Genomic DNA, 22,209 nt, shown 5'->3' with positions numbered 1-22,209 from the left:
TTTGGCTGATGCTGAAAAGCCGTTCCCGCTTGAAGTGAATGGCGCGCGGGGCGAAGTCGGCCTGTTCGTGGGCAAGGTGCCGCTGGTTATCGTTGCCGAGATGGGCGGTCTTGCGGCTGTGTCTTCGCGCCTTTCCTGCAAGAGCATGTCTGATCTGTTTCTTCGCCTTTCAGGCGTCGAGCCGGCCGCTACTGTGGCCGCACTCGACCTGCTTACCGTCCGCGGCGACAAAGTCGCGGCAATTGGTGCGCTGAAGCTGAAGCACTTCGGCGCCGTTGCCAAGGCGATTTCCGAGGCGCTGTCTCATCATTTTGATGAGGACGACGAGGGAAACGGGGAAGCCGCTCTAAAGGCGGCATAGAAGAACCCTTCCCTTGGCGCGATTGGCAAAAGATCGCATTCGGCGGCCTCGGCTGGACCCCAGTAATATTCTGGTCGTCAAGCTTGACCGAGTTCACCCTTGCGGTGAAGGGCAAGGCCGAAGCGAACGGAGCCAAAAAGTCCGTGGCGCCGCCGTCTGACGAAGAGATGGACGAATTGATCAAGAAGTACGGTGGTTAGGCTGGCTTCAGCTTGACCGCTGTACCCGTGGCGGCGACGAAAAGGATGCCACCGGTGCCGCCCGTAGCAAGTTGGTTGTAATCTAGGTCGACGGATATCACGGCGTCAGCTCCTACCGCGTAGGCCTCTGACCTGAGGCCATCCAAACACGCGAGACGTGCCTCCTTGAGCGAGGCTTGAGATGAATTTGCCCGACCACCAACGAAATCGCGCCAATTGTTGGCCACGTCTTTGAAAATGTTCATGCCGAGAGCAGCTTCGGACGCGACGATCGATATGACGCTATCTACTTCACGGTTGGGCACGTCAATCGAAGTCGTCATGATGATCGACTCCTTTTTGGCGTCTCCGTCGATTTTCGCGACCGCTTCTTCACAGTCAACGCAGTGGCCGTCCTTCCCGCCCAGATAATAGTCTGTCCCGCATCGTTTGCACTTGGGCATATCCATCCTTCTCGGCTCGCCATTGGCGGGCTTTTTCACGTTAGGACACCGACTTGGCCGGCAACAACAGTGATGATCTGATTATCTCAATCAGCACCGATCTTGCAACCGTAAAGCGTGCGCTAAATCGGCTGGTATCGGACGTAGGCGCGGCATCCAACGGCATTGAGAAACGTTTTGCCGCTACCGGCAAGTCGATCAACAACTCGCTCACCACCTCGATGCAGGATCGCATCAACAGCATGGTCGGCATCGGTACGACGGCAGCAAAAGAATGGAACGGGGTTCTCGCTGATCAGCAGAAAGAGCTTGATCGCCTCCGCGCCAAATACAGCCCGTTGTTCGCAACAATTTCGAATTATAAGAACGTGGTCGCCGAAATTCGGCAGGCCCATGCCGCCGGCGCAATTTCTGCCAACGAGATGGCGTCTGCGATTCAGAGAGAGCGACAGGCGGCACTTGCGTCGACCGCGGCCATTAAGGGTCGCAACGCCGCACTAAAGGCTACGGTCACTACAAGTAGCGGCAACAGCTTCAATACCGCAAACATTGCCGCCCAGTTCCAGGACATCGGCGTTACCGCAGCGATGGGGATGTCTCCCATCCAGATCGCCCTGCAGCAGGGCACCCAGCTTTCGGCCGTCCTGCAGCAGATAAAAGATAGCGGGCAGGGTGTCGGCCAAGGTCTTGCGGCTGCTTTCGCGTCGGTGATCTCTCCGTTGTCGCTGGTAACGATTGGCGTCATCGCCGCAGGCACGGCGGCATTTCAGTACTTTTCGACGATTATGAGCGAAGGCGATAAGTCCGCCGAAGTGCTCAAACAGCAGGCTGCGCTGATTGCTGCGGTCGCCGAACGCTGGGGCGATGCCGTTCCCGCTTTGCGCGACTACGCCGACCAACTGAAACGAGCGCAGGACAATGCCGATCTCACCAAGGGCGCCGACATTGTAAATACCAATACGCTCGCTGACGTCCGCCAAGAGGTCGAAAGTACGCGCGCCACCATTGCCGATCTGGTTTCGCAACTTCAGTCTGCAGGTGAAGAAGCTGACGTTATCAAGAACCTCCAGTCAGCATTCAATGACTTCGCGAAGGCTGCCGAAGAAGGCAAGGCACAGACTGAAGATGTCGACCGAGTGCAGGCCGCTCTAAGCGCGGCGATCAACAGCACTGGTATTCCTGCACTCGCTGAGTTCGCCAAATACTTCTCCACACTGTCGGCGGCAGCGCTGACTGCAGCGGATAGCGTCCAAAAGGTCAATGAGGTCACCTCTGTTGCGACCTCCAAGATCAATGATCCGAGGACGTGGCGCGGAGCAGGCCAGCAGGATTCCCAATTTGGCGCTGACGCCACAATCCAAGGAACGCAGTTTCCCCTACCGGACAACGGCCCCACACCAGAACGCCGACCGTCAGATCTGGACACTGACAAAAACAGAGGTTTCGGTGCGCCGAAGCGAGCAAGGGCTCCAAAGAAGACGGCATCTGACCGCTTCGCGGAAGACCTTCAGGCTGTCCGAGATAGGACTGAGGCGTTGCGCCAGGAAATGAACCTTATTGGCTTGTCCAACGAGGCTCAAGTTAAGCGCCGTACAGCGCTAGACCTGGAGCAAAAGGCGCTGGCAGACCTTCGCGAAGAGGCGCGCAAGAAGGGCGAAAAAGACCTCGAGAGCATCACGCTTTCGCCCGACAAGATTGCCGCAATCGAGCAGGAGTCTGCTGCATATGCTCGGCAATCTGAGGCGCTTAGGAAAGCGCAAGAGGAACAGCAGAAGCTGAATGAGTGGAACAACGTTGCGAGAGACGCAACGCGCGGCTTTATCGATGATTTAATCCATGGCGAGAGTGCCGCGGATGCATTTGCTGGCGCGCTCAGCCGCATTGCAGATGCGCTTCTGGACGATGTGCTCAATAGCATCTTCAAGGTCAACAACGCTGCTGGTGGCGGCGGTGGCGGGCTTCTGGGCGGACTGCTGAGCTTGTTCGGCGGTGGCTCACAGTGGGCTGGCATTCAATCAGGGGCGATCTCGGGAGGCCTATTCTCCGAGGGCGGCTTTACTGGTCCGGGCGGCAAATATCAGCCTGCCGGCATCGTTCACAAAGGCGAAGTCGTGTGGTCGCAAGCTGACGTGGCGCGGGCCGGTGGAGTAGGGGCAGTTGAAGCGCTCCGCAAAGGCTACGCCAACGGCGGCCCGGTCGGGATTTCGGTCCCGAGTGTGCCGAGTTTGCGATCCATGTCCGCGCAGTCGGCGGGTGTCGTCGTCAACTTCAATCCTGTCGTAGACAATCGCGGCGCATCTGTTGAAGCCGTCGCAAGACAGGAAAAGGCGTTGGCCAAAATGCAAGGCGAACTGCAGAGCCGTGTTGAAGCGGCAGTTCGGTCGGCTCAGAAGCGAAACGTGAAGTTGGGGTAGAAAGGCCTCCCGATTGGGGAGGCCTTGGCAACCTGCTTTAGGCAGCTTTCTTTGCAGCCGACGTCTTATTGATTGACGTGACGGCGAGGTTAGTCAGCTTGTTGTTCGTAGCCTTTTCCTGGTCGAGGATTTCGCTCAGTATCTTGTGCGCTTCGTCGTGGCCGAGATCCTTGGCCCATTCGCGCAGCGAACCGTAGCGGGCGATCTCGTAGTGCTCTACTGCCTGGCACGCAGCAAGAAGGCCGGCGTCTAGCGCGGTACCTTCTGCCTCTTTCATGAGACTGTCGGCTTCCTTGATCAAGCCTTCAATCGCGTCGCACTTTTCACCGGAGGCTTTCTTGCCAATGGATTTAAAGACCTGATCGAGTTTTTTGATCTGGTCCTTTGTCTCCGCGAGATGATCCTCGGCGGCCTTCTTCAATTCGGCGCTTTGGGCGGCCTTCGCTACCTTCGGCAGCGCCTTCGTAATGGCGTTCTCTGCGTAGTAGACGTCCTGCAGCGTGTGCTCGAAAATGTCTGCAAGCGATTTCATGGGATTTCCTCCGGTTGTTGATTGCGCCGGGGGAAATGCGCGGTTGCGAGCTTTGTTCCTTTGCGGCCACCCAACGGCGGAGACACAATGACAATTTCATACCCGCTCCCAACTTCGTTTTTCGACGAGTTCCCAGGCTGGTCGACCGAGTTCAGCCTGCTCTGGCGGCAAGAACAGTCGCGCACTGTCGGCGGCCAAACGGTCGTCAAGGATATGGGTTCGCCACTCTGGCAGATGACAGCGCAATCGCGCTCGATGAAGCCGAACGAACTGGATTACTGGCGCGCGCGGCTCACGAGCTTGGAAAACGGGCTCAAGACGTTCCGCGCCTTTCCGAAATCTCGCTGTTTCCCGGTGGCGTATCCGAACGGCAGTTGGCCAACCGGCGGCGCATTCGCCGGGGTGGGGCAGGTGGCAACTATCGCCGCCAATCGCAAGGCAGTTTCGCTCTCGGGCTTGCCTGCTGGCTACAAGGTCACGGTCGGCGATTACATCCAGATCGGCGACAAAGACCTGCATATGGTGATGGAGCCTGTGACGGCCGGCGCAGGCGGCGTGACAACGCAGTTTGAGGTCCGCCCGCATCTGTGGCCGGGTGTGGTGGCCCCTGTCGCCGCTACGCTGGTCAAGCCGTCCTGCATCATGGCGATCGTGCCAGGCTCGATCTCGACGACTGCTGACACGGCGACGGGTCGCGGCACAGTCACGTTTCAGGCGATTGAAGCCCGCTAAGGGGTATCATGAGAAACATATCAGCAGAAAACCTTGCTGCGCTTGAGGTGCGGCAACTGGTGGCGCGCGACTTCCTCTGGTTTGTCGCGCGCGATCGGGCAACCGGTGCGCCTGTCACTGATGGCATGTGGTCGGATGTAGGCAACGTGTCGGCCACCATCGTCCATCCGGATACAGGCTTGCCAGTCACCCGTGATTGGTACGGCTCCGGCACGCTGGTGCAGATCGATGACATTCCGCTCGTCGCCAACCTTTCGGTGCAGAACGTCAGTATCCGCCTGTCGCAGGTGAGTGAACACGTCCAGACGCTGGTGCGGCAATACGATTGCCGTCAGGCCCGCGTCGAGATTTACCGAGGACTTTTCGACCCGGACAGTCGCCAGATGGTGGCGCCTGCGGAGTGCCGCTTCGTGGGGTTTGTCGACACCATCACGATCAACACACCTTCTGAGGATGAGGAGGGTAGCGTTACGATGGTTTGCGCGAGCCATACGCAGGAAATGACGCGATCCAACCCGTCGACGCGCAGTCATGCCATGCAGGTACTGCGACAGGCCGGAGATGCATTCTACACCGATGCTGACACGTCTTCGGAGTGGGAATTCTTCTGGGGCTCGGAAAAGGGCAAGGTCGCCACGCAGCCGAAGCGGAAAAAGTTTTTAGGAATCTTCTGATGGACGTCCGCTTCGCTACCGCTGAGGACCGCGACCGCGTTGTGGCGCTCCTGCGTGAGAGCCATGAAGCCGCCGGGTTTACGTTCCCATTTCAGGCAGCCTACGCCGATCGGCTGTTTCAGCAGCATCTGGCGTCGGACAAGGCCTGCGTTCTCGTCGCAGGCAAGCCCGCACAAGGCGTCCTGATGGCCTGTGCCTTTGAACATCCCTTTGGCGCTGGTCGAATTGCCAAGGAGACGGTCTGGTACGTCACGCCAGCGGCACGCGGTCGGGGCGCGATTCAGATGCTAGACGCATATGAGACGTGGGCGCGGTCGGTCGGATGCGTCTCGGCCGGAATGGCTTCGCTGGCAACTAATGACGTCTCCAGCCTTTACGAGCGGCGCGGCTACAGCGCTGTCGAAACTCATTTCATGAAGCCGCTCTAGCGGCATTCCTTCGGCGCCATCCGCGCCCCGCGCGCAACGCGCATCCCAAGGAAAATCGATGGCTATCTTTTCTGGCATCGCGGCTGCGATCGGCGGCGCGATTTCGGCTGTCTCTGGATTTATTGGCGGCCTTGGCGCAGTCGGTGCGTTCCTGCTGAAGACCGCCGTTGGCGTTGGCCTTAGCCTTCTCGCCCAGTCTCTTGCGGGCAAGCCGAAAGACCCGACGTTCTCGATTAACGGCACACTGCAAGGCGGCGGCGATGTTCCTCGCTCATTCATAATGGGCCGCACGGCTACCGCTGGCTCTCTCGTGTTCGTCAACACCTGGGGGCAGGACGGTGACACGCCGAACGCCTATCTGACGCAGGTCATTGCGCTGTCGGACTTGCCGGTGCGTGGCCTTGCTGAAGTCTGGGTCAATGGCGAGCTGGTGACGCTCGGCGGCCTGACTGATCGCGGCTATTCGGTCAACGAGTATCCGGACAGTCTCTGGGTCAAGTTCTACGACGGCACGCAGACGACGGCGGATAGCTTCCTGTTCACGTCCGTGTCGAACGGCAACAGGTGGTGGAACCCGGATCGTATAGGGCGCGGCGTTGCTTATGCCATCGTCACCGCTCGCGTCTCGAAGAACATGTTTTCGGGCGTGCCGTCCTTCAAGTTCGTGCTCGAAGGGCTGCGCCTCTACGATATCTCGCGTGACAGCACTCAAGGCGGTGTCGGTCCGCAGCGATTTGCAGATCCAGCGACATGGGGCGGGGACGGTGACTTCCTGCCTGCAGTGCAGATCTACAATCTGCTGCGCGGCATCACCTATAACGGCCAGTGGTTCTATGGTCTCCAGAACCTTTCCTCTTCACGCCTGCCTGCCGCGGCATGGATTGCGCAGATCGAGAAGCATCGCGCCGGCACATTGGAGTCGACCGGCTGGGTGAACACCTACCGCAGCGGCGGAGAAATACAGGTCGACGCACCTCTGACCTCCGCCGTCGAAGCGTTGCTGACGGCTTGCCAGGGCAGGATTTCGGAAGTCGGTGGCGTCTACTATCTCCACTCCGGTGCACCTGACGCTCCTGTTATCGCCTTCACGGACGACGATATCCTGTCGACGGAAGAGCAGGAGTTCACGCCGTTCCTCGGACTGGCTGACACCATCAACGGGGTTTCGGCAAACTATCCCTCGCCGGCAGATGGCTGGGTCGCCAAGACAGCCCCGCCGCTCTATCGAACTGACCTTGAAGCGATCGACGGCAACCGCCGACTGATGGCTGACGTCGACCTGAACTTCGTTCCCTATCCGGAACAGGTTCAGCGCTTGATGAAATCGGCGCTTGAGGAGGCTCGGCGCTTTCGCAGGCATACTATTGTGTTGCCGCCAAAGTTCTGGGCCTACGCCACGCCGGGAACGGTGTTCTCGTGGACGTCAGAACGCAACGGCTACATCGCCAAGCTGATGCGGATCGACGGCGTTGCTGATCGTGCGAACCTCGATGTGATGATCGACATCACTGAGGTGGATCCGGCCGATTACGACTGGAGCAGCGATACCGAGTTCAAGCCGCCGGTTGACGGCCAGCTTGGCGTCATTCGTCCAACGCCACAGCCTATTGTCGACTGGTTTGCGGAACCTGCCACTGTCAAGGATAGCTCCGGTGAAGATCGGCGACCGGCTATTCGGCTGACCTGGGATAACAGCGATGGGCGCCTCGATGACGTGATCGGCATCGAATACGAGGTGAGACTACAGGCGACGCTGGAGAAGGTCTCCGAAGGCCGAACCGACCAGCCGCAGGTTGGCTCGATGCTCATCTCGCAAAGCCTCCTTCCGGCTGAAAGCTACGTTGTCCGCGGTCGATACATTCCTGGCGGCGACAGGCCGGTGTTGTGGTCCGGGTTTATTCCCGTCATCACGCCGAATATCCTGCTTTCTGATAAGGATGTGTTCGTTGATGTCGACCTTACCGGCGTTGAAGAGGCCCTCGGCTGGCTGCGAAATAGCACGCGAACAGCGCAGGATGCCATCGACGGCCTCATCGCCGCCCAGATGGAGCTGGCAACGGTCGCGTACAAAGACACGCGGAAGCTTGCCAGAGAACTGTCTGTCGAGTTGGGCGCGGCCCGCGCTGAATATCGTGAGGATATCCAGCTTGCCGTGAATGAAACCATGGCTGTCGCGGGCAAGGTCGAAACGCTAACGGCAGCACTGGGCGGCAGTTCGGCGTTCGTCAATGTCGCATGGGCTGCCATCGCTGCTCCATCAGGATACGCAGCGCGGTATGGCGTGACGGCCGCTGCCAATGACGGCGCATATCGTGCCGCGTCGTTGCTGTTGGATGTTCCCGCTAACCCCGCACTGCCAACGCGCGTGATCGTTCAGGCCGGCCAATTTGTTGTAGCGAGCGACGATGGGGCAACTATCAAGCGGCCCTTCACGGTGCAGGATGGCGTCCTCTACGCGAATGACATCAGGGCTAACACCCTTTCTGCGTTCTCGGCCGTTCTTGGCAATGTCGATATTTCGAGCGCTTACATCGGCACGCTAACTGTCGGTACGTCGAATATCGATCCCGGAGCAATCACCGCGGCTGCGTCTGATGTTCTTCCAGGAAACGGGTCTGTCGATATTACGCTCACTCACGGCGCAGGTTCTCCCCGAGTTCAGGTGGAGGTGGTCGGGAAGGTGTATTCGGGCACATCCACCGATGGTGCTTATGTGACCTTCACGCTTCGAAACGTCACTGACGCCGTCGATGTTGAAACCTTCCTGGTGTTCTCGAAAACGACGCCACCAGCCGGTGCAGCGCGCCTCCTTGGCTCTACGACGTACCTGTTCAACCCGCCAAGCGGCCGCACTCAAACCACGTTCAGGCTGACCGCAACGCCGCAGGGGGCAACCCCTGTCAATTCCACAATCGTTGCTCAAGCATTCAAGAGGTAATCCATGGCCTCCGGCAATCAGATGCAGGTCGACGCTCTCGTCGCCTTGCAGGAAGCAGAAGTGCGCGAAGAATTTCTGAAGCAGCGGACCTTGCTGCTCGGTCAGCATCTCGTGATGCAGAAGCAGGAAAACAAAACCCTCCTCGACAAGATCAACGGCCTTGAAGCCGATCTGCGCCTTGCAAAAGGCGCGGGCGATCCAGTCGATAACGGTAACGGAGCATCCGAATAATGGCTAACACCACCTGGTACGGCGACGGCACGGCAACCGTCGCTGTCGGCTCTCGCACTGTCACCGGCACGGACACCGGCTGGCTGACGGAAGTTGCTGGCCTGACCCCGATCAAGGCCGGTGACAAGTTCGGAATTCATGTTGGCCGTCCGATCGTCATCGATCAGATCATCAGCGATACGGAACTGCTGCTTGCCGATGATTGGCCCGGTCCTGCGCAGACAGATGCGCCCTACAAGGTCGAGCTGACCTCGCCAACGATTGCGGCAGTCGAGGCTATGCGCCGGCTGCTGGCTTCGTTGTCGAATGGCAACCTCGACAGCCTGTCTGAAATCTCGGTCGGCACTGACGATATTCCGATTGGTATCGGCCCGGGCGTCTTCAGCACGATCAACAAGGCGGCTCTTGTTCAGGGTGTGCAGTATGATGCATGGGTGGCGAACCTTGCGGGAAGGGCGGCTTATAATGGCGCCGCTGCTGGTTTTTCTGTCCTTGTCATCGACATTGGAGATGGCCGGTCTGCGCTCTATTTCAAGAACTCGGCAACGTCGGGCGACTGGAGCGCGCCGTCATATGTGACCGGTCCTGTCGGCCCTGCTGGTGTCAACCAGAGAGGCAACTACAGCGCAGGCACGGCCTATGCGATCCGCGATATCGTGCAGTACGGCGGCTCTACGTGGATCGCCAAGGTAGCCACAACCGGTAATGCGCCGCCGACGCTTCCGACGACCGAGAACACGCAGTGGCTACTGTTCGCGCGCTCTGGCACGGCTGGCGTGGTTGACCGCGGCACATATAGCGGCGCTACGGCCTATGAGACGAACGACATTGTTCTCAATAACGGGTCGACGTGGATCGCACTTCAGCCGGCCACGGGCAATGCGCCTCCGACCCTGCCGACCGAGAGTAATGCCTATTGGCGGCTGCTGGCCCGCAAGGGGACGGATGGAACTGGTGTAGGTGATGTGGTCGGCCCAGAAAATGCCATCGCTGGCGATTTCGTTCAGTTTTCTGGCGATACCGGTAAAGAAATCGGTACGGCACAAATGGGCTCGCCCGCTCTTGTTGGTCGAGTTTCCGCCGGGGTAGGCCCGGTTGAGCGGTTGACGGTGGCTCAAGTTCGAGCCGCCATCGGCATCCGCGACATACTGACTGAAAACCGGAACTACTATGTCCGAACAGGGGGCAATAATGCAAATGCAGGCACTGAAAACACTGATGCTGGCGCTTGGGCCACGCTGCAATACGCGTATGATTTTATTGCAAACAAGCTCGACCTGAACGGTTTTGATGTAACTATCAACATGGCGGATGGTTACCACTCGGCGTCATTAACAGTCGCTAAAAGACTGCTTGGAAACAACCGTGTCTTTATACGCGGAAATGTGGCTAATCCAGCGAACTGTTTCCTTGAAGTGACGAACAACAATTGCATCGTAAATTCTTGTCCCGGCTTCACCGTGAACGTGGGCGGAGTTAGATTTTCGGCGCTTAACGTTGGGAGTTGCTTGTTTGCAAACGGCGGGGATATTCAGCTTGGCGCAAATTGTCTCTTTGCTGGTGCTCTTGGTGGTGATCATTTTATCGCCATCAATGGTGGCACGATTTCTATAACCGCAAATTATACGGTTGCCGGCGGCTGCGTAAACCACTGGCACGCCTACGGGTTTGGTCAGGTCATCTGCCAAAATGTAACGATCACTATTTCTGCGCCAATTGGCGTTACGAGATGGTGCGGGGTGGCGACAGGCCTCCTGACTTCCACCGGATGTACGTTTACAAACAAGGCAAATGTTGCAGGAGCAACGTATCTCGTTCACAGAAACGGATGCGTAATTGTCGAAGGTGCCGGGGCGAATTACTTCCCTGGCACTGTTGCGGGAACTGCTGCAACAGGCGGGCAGTATGTTTGAATTAAGCTGCTTTTTGATTGACCGGTAGCGCTATTTGGTATGGTGGCAGCAATCGCCTGAGGAAGCGGCGCGGTGTTCGCGCCGCGCCAAGATCCAAAAAAGGAGGGCGGTAAAGATCGCTGGTTTCCTTGATCTCACAACCCGATTAGCGGCGCATCCAGAATGCCCCGCCATCGATACCCGTATGAGACACAAGTGAATCAGTGAGAATTTCTGCTGCTTCGCCTGAAATGCTTAGATGGCAGACAGGGAGCTCGATTGACCCGCCGCCCATGCCGCCGTGGATATACGCCAGCAGCAGATACTGCTCGTTATAAAAGCGATCAGACCAGCTGGGCGGATAATCGTACGGAATGAATATATCATGAATTCCGAACAATATTCCTCGCGGCAGCGCTGGAAGTATTTCTGCAAAGAATACAGTCACATCGGACCCCTGAAAGCTCCGATGGCTGTTGTCTATGAAAAGGATATCATCAGGCCCTAATCTGGTAAAAATCGAAGGATCAACGTCCTCGCATTTCTGACGAATAACTTGGTCGCATAGCTTGTCGATATCTGCGCGAGGTTGAGGGTCTATCGAGACGATCTTTGTCCTCAGCCCGTGATCTTCTATGGCCTTGCGGACAAATTTAGTAGAATTGCCTGATCCGACTTCCATGTAGATCGACGGATTATTTTTAGCGATCAGGTAATAGAGGGACGCGCCATCCAGCCCTTCAAACCAGCCGTTTGTCCAATATGGTGTGATATCCTCTGGCGACCCATGGGTCGGGATCTTCTTTAGCCATTCTGAGAGGTCATTTATTCCAGCCAAGTGAGACTGATACAAGCTACGACCCTGATCAAGAATATCTATTAGCTTCTTGCCGGCACTGCCTTTATGCAGCTCACGGCGTTCGGGTTTGTAGGTGTAGTCGAACACAACATGACCATCCAGTACGGATGACTTTGGCGCTTTCAAAACGTCGGCCAAGTTGGTGACGTTATCAATTAGAGTCGTCATGCCGTCGTTCAGCGCGACTTGCCCGTGTTCGATTGAGCGCACTGAAGTCGACATTCCGCTGATTTTGGAAATACTGTCCACGTCGATCGTAGACATATTTCGGATCGCGCGTTTCAATTGTTTCAAGCTTGGCATGGCTCCTCCCCCAACACATGCGCCGGTCGCATCAACGCCCGGTTGATTTACTGTTGTCAAGGGTTATTGCTCAGCCTGCAGACCGGCGCAAGTCAGAATCTTCTAATTAACCCCCGAAGTTTGCGCACGACTTAGCGTTGATCAATTTTTGTGATCGAGCACGCTTTCCTCGGGCGCGATCCGAAAGCAAAACAAAAGAGGCCCGACGCTCCGCCAAGCGCCAAGCCTCCGTGCCTCGGCCTGTTATGAGCGCGGCGCTTCTCCATATCTGCAAGTTTCGGCTGTATCAATAGTAGCAAAAGACCCGCGCAGCGGGGGGATGCGTGCGCGGGTCTTTAGGCCATGGAATTGGGGACATGGCGCCGTCTAAACGCGCCGACAGACCGAACGTTCCCAGCCCTACCCCTCAAAAGGAAACCAAATGCCAATCACCAAAATCTCCACACAGGGGAGGGCTTTCGTGCGCCTGCATGAGGGCAATCCGCTCACCGCCTATCTCGATCCTGTCGGGGTGCCGACTATCGGGACCGGTTTCACGATGCGCAGCGATTCCGTGCGGCGCGAGCTGGCCAAGATTGGCATCACGAAGCTCGTGCCAGGCAAGACTAAGATCACGGCCGCACAGAGCGACGCGATACTCGATGCCGTGCTTGCCGCCGAATACGTGCCCGCTGTCGTTGCCGGTTCTCCCGTCGACCGCAAGCAGCACGAGCTCGACGCGGCCACTTCTGTCACCTTCAATCTCGGCGTCGGCGCCATGAACTGGACGTGGGCCGACTACTGGCGCAGAGGCCAGATCGGGAAGGCCGCCGCTCATCTTGCCGCCAACTACAACACCGCGAAAGGCAAGAAGCTGCCGGGCCTCGTGCGCCGACGCAAGGAGGAGGCCCTGCTATTTGAGAAGGGCATCTACACCGGCGAAGCGAGCGCGACTAAGGAGGCTACCGCCGAGCCGCCCGCCCAGCCTGATCCGGTTGTGAAGGAAGCGCAGGAGCTGCTGACGGCGGCTGGCCTCAATCCCGGCGCCATCGATGGCTGGATGGGCGAGAAGACAAAGGCCGCGGTGATCGCTTATCAGAAGGCGCATCCACATTTGATAGCTGATGGTATCATCGGTCCGGCCACGCTTGCACAGCTTCGGCGCGACGCATCTGCGGCAAGGGAAGCCGTCACGAAGGGTGTCGGCTCAGCTGCAAGCTCAGGCTTGCTCGCTTTTGTGGCTGGCCTTCCTTGGGGCTGGATCGTCGCCGGTGTTGCCGTGGCGGTCGTGGCCTATGTCGCCTATCGCAATCGAGATGTCATCGCTCGCCGGTGGAATAGCTGGCGCGGGAAGGAGGTGGTGGTTTGATCCTCTTGTGGGCAAAACTCAAAGGCTATCTAGCCGCAATCGGTACGGCGCTCGCGATCCTCGCGGGCGTCTTTTTGTATGGCCAGAGGGCAGGACGCTCCGCGGCAAAAGACGAACAGGCCGCGGCGAATGCCAAGGCCATCAAGAAGGCCGGGGATGTCGAAAATGAAATCAGGAATCTGGATGACGCTGGCGTTGATGACGCTCTTGGCAAGTGGATGCGCGACAAACGGTAGCTACTGCGACATCGCGCGTCCAGTACGGCCCTCTGTCGAGGACCAGATGACGTCAGAGACAAAGCGGCAAATCCTCACTGAAAACGAGAAGCTGCAGAAACTGTGCGGGGTGAAGCCATGACCGGCGCCGAGATCATGGGGGCCGTCGGCTTCTTCGTACTGGTCTTCGGCTTCATCTTCGGCCTGTGGAAGTACGTCGACGCCAAAATCGGCGCTGCCAAGACCGAGGCGTCTGCGGCGGCGTCAGCTGCATCGGCGATGGCATCTTTGGCGAGAGAGGAACTCGCAGCGCACCGTCTGCATGTCGCGGAAACCTACGTTTCCAAGTCGGGTCTTCGCGAGCAGACTGAGCAGATCATGGGCGCGATCGGCGCAGTCAAAGACGCTGTCGACAAGATGACACTGCGCGTCGACCGCATCGTGGAGAATCAGTCGAAGCCACGCGCGACGCGGTCTTCGTAAATCAACCCGCTTGCCGAGAGGTGGGCGGGTTTTTTATTTGTTTATGCGGATAATGCTCCCAGCAATGCCAGGTGGATTTCTCGGCCTTTGATCGAGAATACCCGAACCCGCCCCACTTTTTGCAGGCGGGATGCTCGCACCAGTGGTTTTCATGAATGCCGTCGCCGGCCTTATCGGTCTGGTCGCTCATGGATGGGTATCCCCGATAATCTCTACTGGTCCCCGCGACGTTTCAATCAGCGGCCAGCGAACCTTCCTCTTCCACTCGGTCAAGGCATCGTCGGGTGAGGTGCAAAACACCCACTCTATGAACGCGTCGGAAATCTTGGGGTGGTCATAGAGAAGGGCAGCAACGCTTTTTCGCTCGCTGAACAAAATCTCCATCCTCGCACCGGTCGGTATGTCGTCGTCATCGGCCCAAAGTTCCATGGCGACATATCCGGAATAAGCGGTGAGGTCCGATTCCCGATCCACCTCCGCGAGCAGTCGCGCGTCGATGTCCTCGTGGATGGCTTTCTGCACTCCAAAGAAGTCACCATCTTCCAGTAGCGCCTTGGGGTAGACACCGTGATTTTCCAGAATGTAAGGACGGATATGCATATTAGTCTCCTATCCGAATAGATCGGCTGTCTTGGTCTCATCTTCGACCGGTAGCAGCACTAGCCCATCATCAGGCAATGGCCGCTGAAGTTCCTTTGCTTCCTCCCATGGCGCGGTCAGCCACATCTCCACCTCATCCTTGTTTGTCAGGATGACCGGCATAGCCTTCGGGTGGATCGGTTTGACGACGCTGTTTGGCTCCGTCGTCAGGAATGCAAAAAGCTGGTGGTCTCCCTCGCGTGGGTTCTTCATCGATCCGCGAACTCCATGCCATTCCGTCCAGATGCCGGCGAAGAAGGCTAGGGGCGCTTCCTCATTCAGCGCAAACCAACGCTTCGTCTTACGAGGCTTGGTGTCTTCCCATTCGCAGAAGGTCGTCCACGGCACCACGCAACGGTTCTCTGGCCTCAGCCACCGGCGCCAATGCGGGGAGGTGACATTGCGGATGTTGGTCACGCCGGTATCTGGCTTGCCTTGTGTGACGAACTGCGGCGAGGGCATGCCCCACGTCAGCCCGACCAGCTCCCGGCCTTTCTCTCCATTGCGCACTACTGGCGCCGGACGGTCTGGATAGACTTCAACGTCTGGCTCCAGGTTAAGCCGCTCTTGCATAATCCCAGCGATGTCGCGGATAGATTCCTGATTGGTCTTCACGCGATACAGATTACACATACTCACCTCGGCAATTTTGCAATTGTGATGTAGGAGCCGCCCTTCTCGCCGCACTTCCGGCACTTCAGACGGGGCTGTAATTCCTTTAGGGGCGTGTTACCCTCGACCATCTTTAAGAGCTTCCACCGTGGTAACTCCGTAACATGCTTGCACGATCCACAACCTGCCACAACAACCTCCCAAGAGCGAAGATCGAACACTCGCACACCGGCAGACTCTTCTTCCTGCACCGCCTTCGCTGATCGTTCCTCGGAGGTCCAATAGTAGCTCATCCTGCATCGCGGCCCGAAGTCCTCCTTCGATTTCGGGCAGCCTATAAGCTTCTGTGCGATCATACGGAGAGGGCTTGGGGCCGGTGTCGCTGCAAATTCCGTTTTTACTGCGTTGCCATCAAATGATCGAAGAAGTTCACAGTCCTCGCAGATGACCCATATTCTCTTCCGATCAAGTTCCTTGTAATCGTATGCGTTATCGTTTGCTGTCATCCCGGTCTTCATTCGGTAGCCAGCCTCTCGTAAAACCTCTGCCCATCGCGGCGGTCGCCAGCGCAAGCTGCATCCGCAAATGCTGGATGTCCTCCATCAGGGTCTCTATCGCGGCACGGCTGTCGCCGTCGTGCCAGGCAATGATGTGGTCAACCGGGTCGGCTTCCGGCTCTCGCCTTTCTGGGCGCACAGGACTATCCTCTGGTGGTGTCTGCTAGTCGTTCAAGCTTCCAGCCGCATGCAGGCGGACTAGCAAAAAGCTTCGCTGCCCGTTGATCCAGCTTTGCTGCGGCGGCTATTTTAGCGTGGGCAAAGGTCGGCGCGCGCACTGTTACGATCCAGCGCCCAGCCTGAAATCTGTACTGTTTCATTGCTTGTGTTCGCATCTTGTGAGACATAATGTTCTTATTATGTTCTCATACTCTAAAGAGTCAATCGGGATTCTGAGGCGACCGTAAATCTTGACAAATTTGTAAAAACAGTATAGCTTGATTGTCGGCCTCACCAGCCGCTCGGCAACCAACCGAGACCACCACATCGGCGCACGGTCGCCAGAAAGAGGGGATAATCATGCTCAGACGATTCCTGCGTGCCGCGTCGCGGCGTACGCCAACAGCATTCCTGGTTGCCTTATTCCTCGTCATTGCCGCGACCTCTGCGGCCGCCTACGCGCTCCTTCCTCCGCCAACATCTGCCGCAACCGAAACGGCAACCGTTAAAATCCAGCTTGAAAACGGCCACGGCTCCGGCGTTCATATCGGCGATGGCTTCATAGTCACTGCTGCGCACGTCGTCGGCGACGCGAAGGAAGTCCAGTTGAAGGAGAAGGGTGGCGCTCTTCGCAAAGCCGATGTCCTCTGGGTCAACAAAGCCAATGACATTGCACTGCTGCGCACGTCGTCGGACGGCCTCGGCGTCGCGAAACTGGCCTGCCACGCTGTGAAGGTGGGCGATCCTATCGTTGCTTACGGCAATCCCCTGAAAATCGAGTTCGTTGCCGCATACGGCAAGATCGCCGGCGAGCCACGCGAAACAGGTCCGTGGAAATCGGTCTATGTGACAGACATCACAACTGTGATGGGCCACTCAGGCGGCGGAACCTTTGCAGAGAACGGCGATCTGATTGGCATCACAGTCGGGGTTATGGCCGCACCGATTGGCTTCTCAGGCTCGCTGGTTGGCTATGGCTATGTTGTGCCTTCGACTGAGGTTTGTGAGTTACTGGCGCGCCGCCCCGCATAGGGCTTCAGACAAAGGATAGGGAACATGACAGAGAAACTCGGAAAATTTGACCACCATCCAGACCCGGCAATCGATTTCTGCGTCGAGGTCGAAACGATTGAGAACGAAGTTTTCAACCACAGCATCGGCTTCATGAACGGCACGCCGTCGCGCGAACAGGTTCGCCAGCGGATTACCAGCGCCATGGATTTCCGCGTCGGCGGTGATCTGCAAGCGGTCGCGGCAAAGCAGACGCTCCGAAAGCTCGACGCGCAGTTCGTCGCCTGACCCCCACCAAGTAACCACAGCACAGCGGAAGAAGCAGATGAGCAACGTCGTGTCTCTTAAAAAGCTAGACCTTTTGGCCGAACGCGGATGGAACAAGCCCGAAAGCTCCGAGTGCGTGATTGGGTTCAATCGCCCTCTGACGCAAGAGGAATGGCAATTCTTTTACGAGACCGCACAGCGAACAGCTTTCCTGATGCGTGGTCTTAAGGGCGCACCAGAGCAGCAGGCTTCAGGTCCACGGCCTTGCGGCATAGCCGATCCATCAACTCGCGACTGTCCAAACATGAAGGAAGTCGGCGGCGGCATGGATGGCGAGCGCTACCGCTGTGACGTCTGCGGCAAATCATACTTCCTCGATTACGACGAGATGAAGTGACCCCCACCAACCCACCGGCTTTGTCAGAGTGACATCAGGCCGCCCACCAAGCGGCCTTCACCACCACATCGAGGAGACTGCATGCCTCTACCCATAGAAGAACTACGTCGAAGAGCCGACGCCTACAGAGAGCACGGCACGCTCGTGAAGGCTGCCGCCGCGCTTGGCATCGGCAAGTCCGCTCTTGCCGAGAGCATCAAACGCGCTGCCGAAGCTGGCCTTCTGGGCACAGAGCCTGTCCTTCCTGGCTTTCGCATAAGCCGTATCAGCAACACGCCGAGCGGCACATATATCCAGCAGACGCAGGAGCGCGGCGAGCGTTTCGAAGTCCCGACCGGTCACGTCGTCAAAGGTGTGTCCGCGCTCGTCGATGCTGAGGGACGCGTTATCCAGCAGTGGCAGAAGACGGCGGTGGAACACTCACCAGTCGATATCGCCGCCGTCCTCAAAGAGGCATTCCGTGATGTTCAGCCCGCCGAACCTATCGCCGCGCCGACGCACGTCTATGACGATCTGCTGACGCTGACGCCATTGGCCGACTGGCATATCGGACTCTTCTCATGGCATCGCGAGACAGACACGAATTGGGATTTAAAGATTGCGGAGCATGTCATTGGCTCAGCAATTGAAGACCTGATTGCGCGCACTCCGCCATCCGCCAATGCGATTGTCTTGGGTGGCGGTGACTTGCTCCACTCTGACAACAACGAGAACAAGACTGCACGCTCGGGCAACGTTCTGCAGGTCGACGGCAGGTATCAAAAGGTGCTGATGACCGCATGCCGGCTTGTCGTTCGATCGATCGACGCCAGCCTTAAGCGGCATGGGCACGTCACCGTCCGCATCTTGCCAGGCAATCACGATGAGCACGCGTCTGTTGCAGTCGCATACTTCCTGCTCGCCTGGTATCGCAATGAGCCGAGAGTGACTGTCGACGTAGACCCGTCGCTGTTCTTCTGGTTCCGTTTCGGCAAGGTGATGATCGGCGCCACGCATGGCCACACGGTCAAGCTCAAGGACATGGCGAGCATCATGGCACACCGCCGTGCCGAAGACTGGGGCGCAACTCGCCACCGCTTCGTCCATGGCTTTCACATCCACCACTCGAGCAAGTTCGCTTCTGAGGGCGGCGGGGTGATTTCGGAATCTCACCAGACGCCGACGCCGCAGGATGCGTGGCACTTTGGCTCGGGCTTCCTGTCTGGCCGGTCTATGCAGTCGATCAGCTACCACAAGGAATATGGCGAAGTTTCGCGCGTTCGCGTTGCGATGATGGATGCCGCCAATGATAATGAGTCGGCGAGGGCAGTGGCGTGACGCCCTAGCGAACATGCCAGTATCCGCCAGCGCCCAGCGCGATGAACGGTGCAAGCCTGTAGGTTACGGCAATGATCGTTAGCAGCAACATTCCGAGAGTGTTGTTCGCTTCACCTTCGGTTTTACCGTGCCTGAACTTAAGGAAGGTCTTCATTTGGTGCTCCAGTGAAAGATTCGCTGGCACCACAATGGCAATAAGGACTCCCTACGGGCCGAAGGTCAATTGCCAATGGGGGATAACCACCGAAACAACCGGCAAATTCGGGTTTTTTTTAGCATTTATACAGCGACTTCCCCAGCAATCCCCAACCAGCCGCCAGCCACCAACTGGCGGTCAACCACCGCCACTGAGGAGACAAGAATGAGTGACAACGTCGTGACTTTAAAAATCGCTGCGGAGGTGGAATTCCACCACGCCGCAGCGATCAACCTGTTTGCAGCCGACTGCCACGCAGCAAGCCGTAGAGCAGGCTGGTACACTGACCTCGCCACAGGCAGGGCGCTGGACCGCAACGTGCCTGAGATGCTTTGCCTGATTCACAGCGAGATCAGCGAAGCGATGGAGGGCTATCGCAAGTCCAGGCCCGGTAAAGTGCTGATGGACGACAAGCTGCCGCACCGACCTATGGCTGAGGTGGAGCTGGCCGACGCCATGATCCGGATCGGCGATCTGGCGGCATTCCTCGGCTATGACCTCGGCGGCGCCGTCGTCGAGAAGATGGCATTCAACGCCAACCGCCCTGACCACAAAATCGAAAACCGGCTTATGGCTGGTGGGAAGGCGTTTTGATGCCATACGCTGCAGTGATAGACGCTAGAGAGATCGCAGATAAAAAGATCGCCACCTTTAAGGCTGCAGTGGCGCTGCGCGAAGAGCGCACAAGGTGTACCCCAGTTGCCGCCAACGACAACCGTCCTCAGTCCCAGGACAACGGACAATACATCGGCCTAACCCGCAACACACCAGCCGAGCCACCCCGCACCGGCGATTTCATGCAAACGTTCACCGGCCGCAAATACTGGCCGATGTCTCCGAGACCGCACGAAGTCCACATCGAAGACATCGCGCATTCGCTCGGCCTGCAATGCCGATACGCTGGTCACTGCATCAAGTTCTACAGCGTCGCCGAACATTCTGTCCTGATTGCCCGTCATCTTGCAGCCAAGCACGCGCCGGAGGTGGCTTTGGCTGGCCTTCTCCACGATGCCCCTGAAGCATACTGCGTGGACATTCCGCGACCGCTCAAGCCGTACCTTATCAACTACCGGGCGATTGAGCAGGACAACTGGCTGGCTATCGCGGCGCGATTTCAGTTGGACCGGGAGCTGCCGCGCGAAGTGCATGACGCTGACAACCGAATCATTGCGGACGAGCTGGTCAACCTGCGTGAAATGCCGTGGCATGCGCGGTACGCCGGCAAAGAGCTGGGCGTGAAGATGCGGTACTGGTCACCGGAGGAAGCGGAGTTGGAATTCCTGGCGACGTTTGATGCGCTTATGGCGGGGAGGGCTGCGTGACCGACCTTATCGAGCGGCTAAGAAAACGACTCGCCGAGGACGAGGCATGTGCCGCAAACAACGATGCTGTGGCCGACGCCTTGAAGCCGCAGATGGACCTATTCAACGCCGGGCAGGGCAACCACAACACCTTCGCGGTTCGCATGTTCCTCGACCACCACAACGGGGCTAAGCGCGATCGGCAGTATGCCGCTGACCTACGTGAGGCAATCAAAATCATCGGAGCGTTGGCACCATGACCATCAAACCCGGCGACGAAGTAATCTGCATCGACGACACTACCCTTCCAGAGCAATACCTCGGCATTCGTGCCGGGGAGACCTACACAGCAACTTGGGTCGGCATGTGCCGCTCGTATCTCGGCGGTGACTACGCTGGCATCAGGCTGGCGGGCGTGAACCGTGGCGTGTGTCCGCAGTTCGGCGATGAGGATCCACCGTTCGCGCTGCGCCGGTTCAGGCCGGTGGTGAAGCCGAAAGTCGAGGAAGAGAAGAAGATCGAGGAAACGTTATGACCAACATTCTGGACAAGCTCGACGAACTCGCTGAAAAGAACCGCGCTGCCTATGCTTCAGCTTTGGTGGATTTCCGTGCGTCTTTTACTCTCGGCGAGACCCTGACATCCAAAGACACAGGCTGCCTCACAGCCGTACCGGCGAATGATAACGTTCCTATCGAGCTGCGCGCACTCGGCGCGGCAATCGGAAAGGCGAGCACATCTATCTTGCCGCCCGTCATTGCGCTCACCGGCCTTGCCGGCAGCGGTAAGAGCACGGCCAGCAAGTACCTGGTCGAGAAGCACGGCTACCAACTGGTGAAGTTCGCAGGCCCGTTGAAAGACATGCTGCGGGCGATCGGTCTGAGCGAAGGTCACATCGAGGGCGCTCACAAAGAGACCGACCTTGCAATGCTATCTGGATACACGCCAAGGCATGCCATGCAGACGCTCGGCACTGAGTGGGGACGCAAGTGCATGGGAGAGGACTTCTGGACCAATCTCTGGCGCTCACGCGTAGACGGCGTGCTTGCCTTTGGCGGCCGTGTTGTCGTCGATGACTGCCGTTTCCCGAATGAAGCGGATGAGGTGCGCAAGCTGGGTGGTGTGGTTTGGCGACTTGTCGGTCGTGGTGGCATCGCGGGCAGCCACGAGAGCGAGGCGGGGTGTGGTCGCCCGGATATCGAGATTCACAACATTGGTGATATTGTCGATCTTCATCGCCAGTTGGGTATCTTCTTGGATTGGCGCATGGAGGATGCGGCGTGAGAGGTATTCCAGATGACATCACTGCGGTAGCGGCATCGATCTGCGCCAACGCGGGAATAACAGACAGCCATGCTCGCAAGGTATTTGCGGCAGCCATCCTCGCCGAGCGTGAACGATGCGCCGATGTTGCCCGCCGCTATTTGGAGGACATTTCCGGCTGCAACTTGAATGAAGATGAGCCAGAAAAGATCGCGGCTGCCATCATGGATCCGAAATGGGAACCGCCGCCGCTATAACACAAAAACCCCGCCACTAACCACGGCGGGGTTTTTTGTTTGATTCGCGATGTCGCAAACAGGATTCATGCCAAAAACCGTCTCTCATTATATATACACGTCGGTACGGTAATTATGGTCCGTTTTTAGGTAGTGTGAACGAAATAAGCACATATGGAAAACGCCTATGGTCTAAATATG

32 protein-coding genes are annotated in these 22,209 nt (G+C 57.8%); 23 read left to right on the top strand and 9 right to left on the bottom strand.

Going from position 1 to position 22,209, the window contains the following annotated elements; genetic code table 11:
- Position 1 precedes the first annotated feature (1 nt).
- Both BTE54_RS23850 and BTE54_RS23845 read left to right on the top strand, forming a co-directional pair.
- Positions 2-361, top strand: a complete 360-nt coding sequence (locus BTE54_RS23850; RefSeq protein ID WP_022556411.1) for a hypothetical protein — start codon at positions 2-4, stop codon at positions 359-361.
- A complete protein-coding gene (locus BTE54_RS23845; RefSeq protein WP_078054173.1) occupies positions 358-561 on the top strand; it encodes a phage tail assembly chaperone in 204 nt (67 codons plus the stop codon). Before BTE54_RS23850 ends, BTE54_RS23845 begins: the two co-directional genes overlap by 4 nt.
- Here the strand turns inward: BTE54_RS23845 and BTE54_RS23840 are convergent.
- Positions 558-1,043, bottom strand: a complete 486-nt coding sequence (locus BTE54_RS23840; RefSeq protein ID WP_245316694.1) for a heavy metal-binding domain-containing protein — start codon at positions 1,041-1,043, stop codon at positions 558-560. The genes BTE54_RS23845 and BTE54_RS23840 overlap by 4 nt on opposite strands.
- 14 nt (positions 1,044-1,057) lie before the next feature.
- Between BTE54_RS23840 and BTE54_RS23835 the strand changes: the two genes are divergently transcribed.
- Positions 1,058-3,418: a phage tail length tape measure family protein gene (locus BTE54_RS23835; RefSeq protein ID WP_078054171.1), complete on the top strand. Its 2,361-nt coding sequence runs from the start codon at positions 1,058-1,060 to the stop codon at positions 3,416-3,418.
- Positions 3,419-3,455: 37 nt separating this feature from the next.
- On the opposite strand, the gene BTE54_RS23830 is transcribed toward BTE54_RS23835, so the two are convergent.
- Positions 3,456-3,950, bottom strand: a complete 495-nt coding sequence (locus BTE54_RS23830; protein ID WP_045533628.1) for a ferritin-like domain-containing protein — start codon at positions 3,948-3,950, stop codon at positions 3,456-3,458.
- A gap of 87 nt (positions 3,951-4,037) precedes the next feature.
- Here BTE54_RS23830 and BTE54_RS23825 point away from each other — a divergent pair, with 87 nt between their 5' ends.
- Genes BTE54_RS23825 through BTE54_RS25400 form a run of 6 tightly spaced genes read left to right on the top strand, consistent with a single transcriptional unit; the run spans position 4,038 to position 10,866 of the window.
- Positions 4,038-4,682: a hypothetical protein gene (locus tag BTE54_RS23825; protein ID WP_078054170.1), complete on the top strand. Its 645-nt coding sequence runs from the start codon at positions 4,038-4,040 to the stop codon at positions 4,680-4,682.
- 8 nt (positions 4,683-4,690) lie between these two features.
- Positions 4,691-5,356: a hypothetical protein gene (locus tag BTE54_RS23820; protein WP_078054169.1), complete on the top strand. Its 666-nt coding sequence runs from the start codon at positions 4,691-4,693 to the stop codon at positions 5,354-5,356.
- The gene (locus tag BTE54_RS23815; protein WP_078054168.1) at positions 5,356-5,784 is read left to right on the top strand and encodes a GNAT family N-acetyltransferase; all 429 of its coding nucleotides are present in this window, start codon (positions 5,356-5,358) and stop codon (positions 5,782-5,784) included. The genes BTE54_RS23820 and BTE54_RS23815 overlap by 1 nt, the downstream gene beginning before the upstream one ends.
- Before the next feature lie 58 nt (positions 5,785-5,842).
- Positions 5,843-8,722 (top strand): phage tail protein, encoded by a 2,880-nt coding sequence (locus tag BTE54_RS23810; protein WP_078054167.1) that lies wholly within the window; start codon positions 5,843-5,845, stop codon positions 8,720-8,722.
- 3 nt (positions 8,723-8,725) lie between these two features.
- Positions 8,726-8,953 (top strand): hypothetical protein, encoded by a 228-nt coding sequence (locus BTE54_RS23805; RefSeq protein WP_078054166.1) that lies wholly within the window; start codon positions 8,726-8,728, stop codon positions 8,951-8,953.
- Positions 8,953-10,866 (top strand): hypothetical protein, encoded by a 1,914-nt coding sequence (locus BTE54_RS25400; protein ID WP_245316692.1) that lies wholly within the window; start codon positions 8,953-8,955, stop codon positions 10,864-10,866. Before BTE54_RS23805 ends, BTE54_RS25400 begins: the two co-directional genes overlap by 1 nt.
- 145 nt (positions 10,867-11,011) lie before the next feature.
- Here BTE54_RS25400 and BTE54_RS23795 read toward each other — a convergent pair whose 3' ends face one another.
- Positions 11,012-12,067, bottom strand: a complete 1,056-nt coding sequence (locus tag BTE54_RS23795; protein WP_143240767.1) for a class I SAM-dependent methyltransferase — start codon at positions 12,065-12,067, stop codon at positions 11,012-11,014.
- Positions 12,068-12,428: 361 nt separating this feature from the next.
- On the opposite strand from BTE54_RS23795, the gene BTE54_RS23790 reads away from it, so the two are divergent.
- The 3 genes from BTE54_RS23790 (at position 12,429) to BTE54_RS23780 (ending at position 14,053) form a co-directional block, all read left to right on the top strand.
- Positions 12,429-13,355 (top strand): peptidoglycan-binding protein, encoded by a 927-nt coding sequence (locus BTE54_RS23790; protein WP_078054165.1) that lies wholly within the window; start codon positions 12,429-12,431, stop codon positions 13,353-13,355.
- Positions 13,352-13,591 (top strand): hypothetical protein, encoded by a 240-nt coding sequence (locus BTE54_RS23785; protein WP_022556394.1) that lies wholly within the window; start codon positions 13,352-13,354, stop codon positions 13,589-13,591. Before BTE54_RS23790 ends, BTE54_RS23785 begins: the two co-directional genes overlap by 4 nt.
- 117 nt (positions 13,592-13,708) lie before the next feature.
- On the top strand, positions 13,709-14,053 hold the full coding sequence (locus tag BTE54_RS23780; protein WP_078054164.1) for a hypothetical protein: 345 nt from the start codon (positions 13,709-13,711) through the stop codon (positions 14,051-14,053).
- 1 nt (position 14,054) lies between these two features.
- Here the strand turns inward: BTE54_RS23780 and BTE54_RS23775 are convergent, their stop codons facing one another.
- Genes BTE54_RS23775 through BTE54_RS25395 form a run of 5 tightly spaced genes read right to left on the bottom strand, consistent with a single transcriptional unit; the run spans position 14,055 to position 15,955 of the window.
- On the bottom strand, positions 14,055-14,243 hold the full coding sequence (locus BTE54_RS23775) for a hypothetical protein (protein ID WP_078054163.1): 189 nt from the start codon (positions 14,241-14,243) through the stop codon (positions 14,055-14,057).
- Positions 14,240-14,653, bottom strand: coding sequence for a hypothetical protein (locus BTE54_RS23770; protein ID WP_078054162.1), 414 nt, complete (start codon positions 14,651-14,653; stop codon positions 14,240-14,242). Before BTE54_RS23770 ends, BTE54_RS23775 begins: the two co-directional genes overlap by 4 nt.
- 9 nt (positions 14,654-14,662) lie before the next feature.
- The gene (locus BTE54_RS23765) at positions 14,663-15,325 is read right to left on the bottom strand and encodes an SOS response-associated peptidase (protein ID WP_078054161.1); all 663 of its coding nucleotides are present in this window, start codon (positions 15,323-15,325) and stop codon (positions 14,663-14,665) included.
- A gap of 2 nt (positions 15,326-15,327) precedes the next feature.
- Positions 15,328-15,810: a hypothetical protein gene (locus tag BTE54_RS23760; RefSeq protein WP_078054160.1), complete on the bottom strand. Its 483-nt coding sequence runs from the start codon at positions 15,808-15,810 to the stop codon at positions 15,328-15,330.
- Positions 15,794-15,955 carry a dehydrogenase gene (locus BTE54_RS25395; protein WP_245316704.1) on the bottom strand — a complete coding sequence of 54 codons (162 nt, stop codon included), beginning with the start codon at positions 15,953-15,955 and terminating at the stop codon, positions 15,794-15,796. The genes BTE54_RS23760 and BTE54_RS25395 overlap by 17 nt, the downstream gene beginning before the upstream one ends.
- Between BTE54_RS25395 and BTE54_RS25020 the strand changes: the two genes are divergently transcribed.
- The 5 genes from BTE54_RS25020 (at position 15,890) to BTE54_RS23735 (ending at position 19,012) form a co-directional block, all read left to right on the top strand.
- The gene (locus BTE54_RS25020; protein WP_158080282.1) at positions 15,890-16,063 is read left to right on the top strand and encodes a hypothetical protein; all 174 of its coding nucleotides are present in this window, start codon (positions 15,890-15,892) and stop codon (positions 16,061-16,063) included. The genes BTE54_RS25395 and BTE54_RS25020 overlap by 66 nt on opposite strands.
- A 317-nt stretch (positions 16,064-16,380) precedes the next feature.
- Positions 16,381-17,052, top strand: coding sequence for a serine protease (locus BTE54_RS23750; RefSeq protein ID WP_078054158.1), 672 nt, complete (start codon positions 16,381-16,383; stop codon positions 17,050-17,052).
- Positions 17,053-17,076: 24 nt separating this feature from the next.
- Positions 17,077-17,319, top strand: a complete 243-nt coding sequence (locus tag BTE54_RS23745; protein ID WP_078054157.1) for a hypothetical protein — start codon at positions 17,077-17,079, stop codon at positions 17,317-17,319.
- Between the two features lie 37 nt (positions 17,320-17,356).
- A complete protein-coding gene (locus BTE54_RS23740; protein ID WP_078054156.1) occupies positions 17,357-17,695 on the top strand; it encodes a hypothetical protein in 339 nt (112 codons plus the stop codon).
- Positions 17,696-17,776: 81 nt separating this feature from the next.
- On the top strand, positions 17,777-19,012 hold the full coding sequence (locus BTE54_RS23735) for a hypothetical protein (RefSeq protein WP_245316690.1): 1,236 nt from the start codon (positions 17,777-17,779) through the stop codon (positions 19,010-19,012).
- 4 nt (positions 19,013-19,016) lie between these two features.
- On the opposite strand, the gene BTE54_RS25015 is transcribed toward BTE54_RS23735, so the two are convergent.
- A complete protein-coding gene (locus tag BTE54_RS25015; protein WP_158080281.1) occupies positions 19,017-19,166 on the bottom strand; it encodes a hypothetical protein in 150 nt (49 codons plus the stop codon).
- A gap of 207 nt (positions 19,167-19,373) precedes the next feature.
- Here BTE54_RS25015 and BTE54_RS23730 point away from each other — a divergent pair, with 207 nt between their 5' ends.
- The 6 genes from BTE54_RS23730 to BTE54_RS23705 are packed head-to-tail and all read left to right on the top strand — an operon-like array spanning position 19,374 to position 22,029.
- Positions 19,374-19,802, top strand: a complete 429-nt coding sequence (locus tag BTE54_RS23730) for a hypothetical protein (protein ID WP_198939219.1) — start codon at positions 19,374-19,376, stop codon at positions 19,800-19,802.
- On the top strand, positions 19,802-20,530 hold the full coding sequence (locus BTE54_RS23725; protein WP_245316689.1) for a hypothetical protein: 729 nt from the start codon (positions 19,802-19,804) through the stop codon (positions 20,528-20,530). Before BTE54_RS23730 ends, BTE54_RS23725 begins: the two co-directional genes overlap by 1 nt.
- A complete protein-coding gene (locus BTE54_RS23720) occupies positions 20,527-20,769 on the top strand; it encodes a hypothetical protein (RefSeq protein ID WP_078054155.1) in 243 nt (80 codons plus the stop codon). Before BTE54_RS23725 ends, BTE54_RS23720 begins: the two co-directional genes overlap by 4 nt.
- Positions 20,766-21,044 carry a hypothetical protein gene (locus BTE54_RS23715; RefSeq protein ID WP_078054154.1) on the top strand — a complete coding sequence of 93 codons (279 nt, stop codon included), beginning with the start codon at positions 20,766-20,768 and terminating at the stop codon, positions 21,042-21,044. Before BTE54_RS23720 ends, BTE54_RS23715 begins: the two co-directional genes overlap by 4 nt.
- Positions 21,041-21,793, top strand: a complete 753-nt coding sequence (locus BTE54_RS23710) for a deoxynucleotide monophosphate kinase (RefSeq protein WP_198939218.1) — start codon at positions 21,041-21,043, stop codon at positions 21,791-21,793. The genes BTE54_RS23715 and BTE54_RS23710 overlap by 4 nt, the downstream gene beginning before the upstream one ends.
- A complete protein-coding gene (locus tag BTE54_RS23705; protein ID WP_078054153.1) occupies positions 21,790-22,029 on the top strand; it encodes a hypothetical protein in 240 nt (79 codons plus the stop codon). Before BTE54_RS23710 ends, BTE54_RS23705 begins: the two co-directional genes overlap by 4 nt.
- The last annotated feature ends 180 nt before the right edge of the window (positions 22,030-22,209 follow it).

The organism is Agrobacterium sp. YIC 4121 (assembly GCF_002008205.1).
Classification (GTDB): Bacteria; Pseudomonadota; Alphaproteobacteria; order Rhizobiales; family Rhizobiaceae; genus Agrobacterium; species Agrobacterium leguminum.
This window is presented reverse-complemented; position numbering and strand designations above follow the sequence as displayed.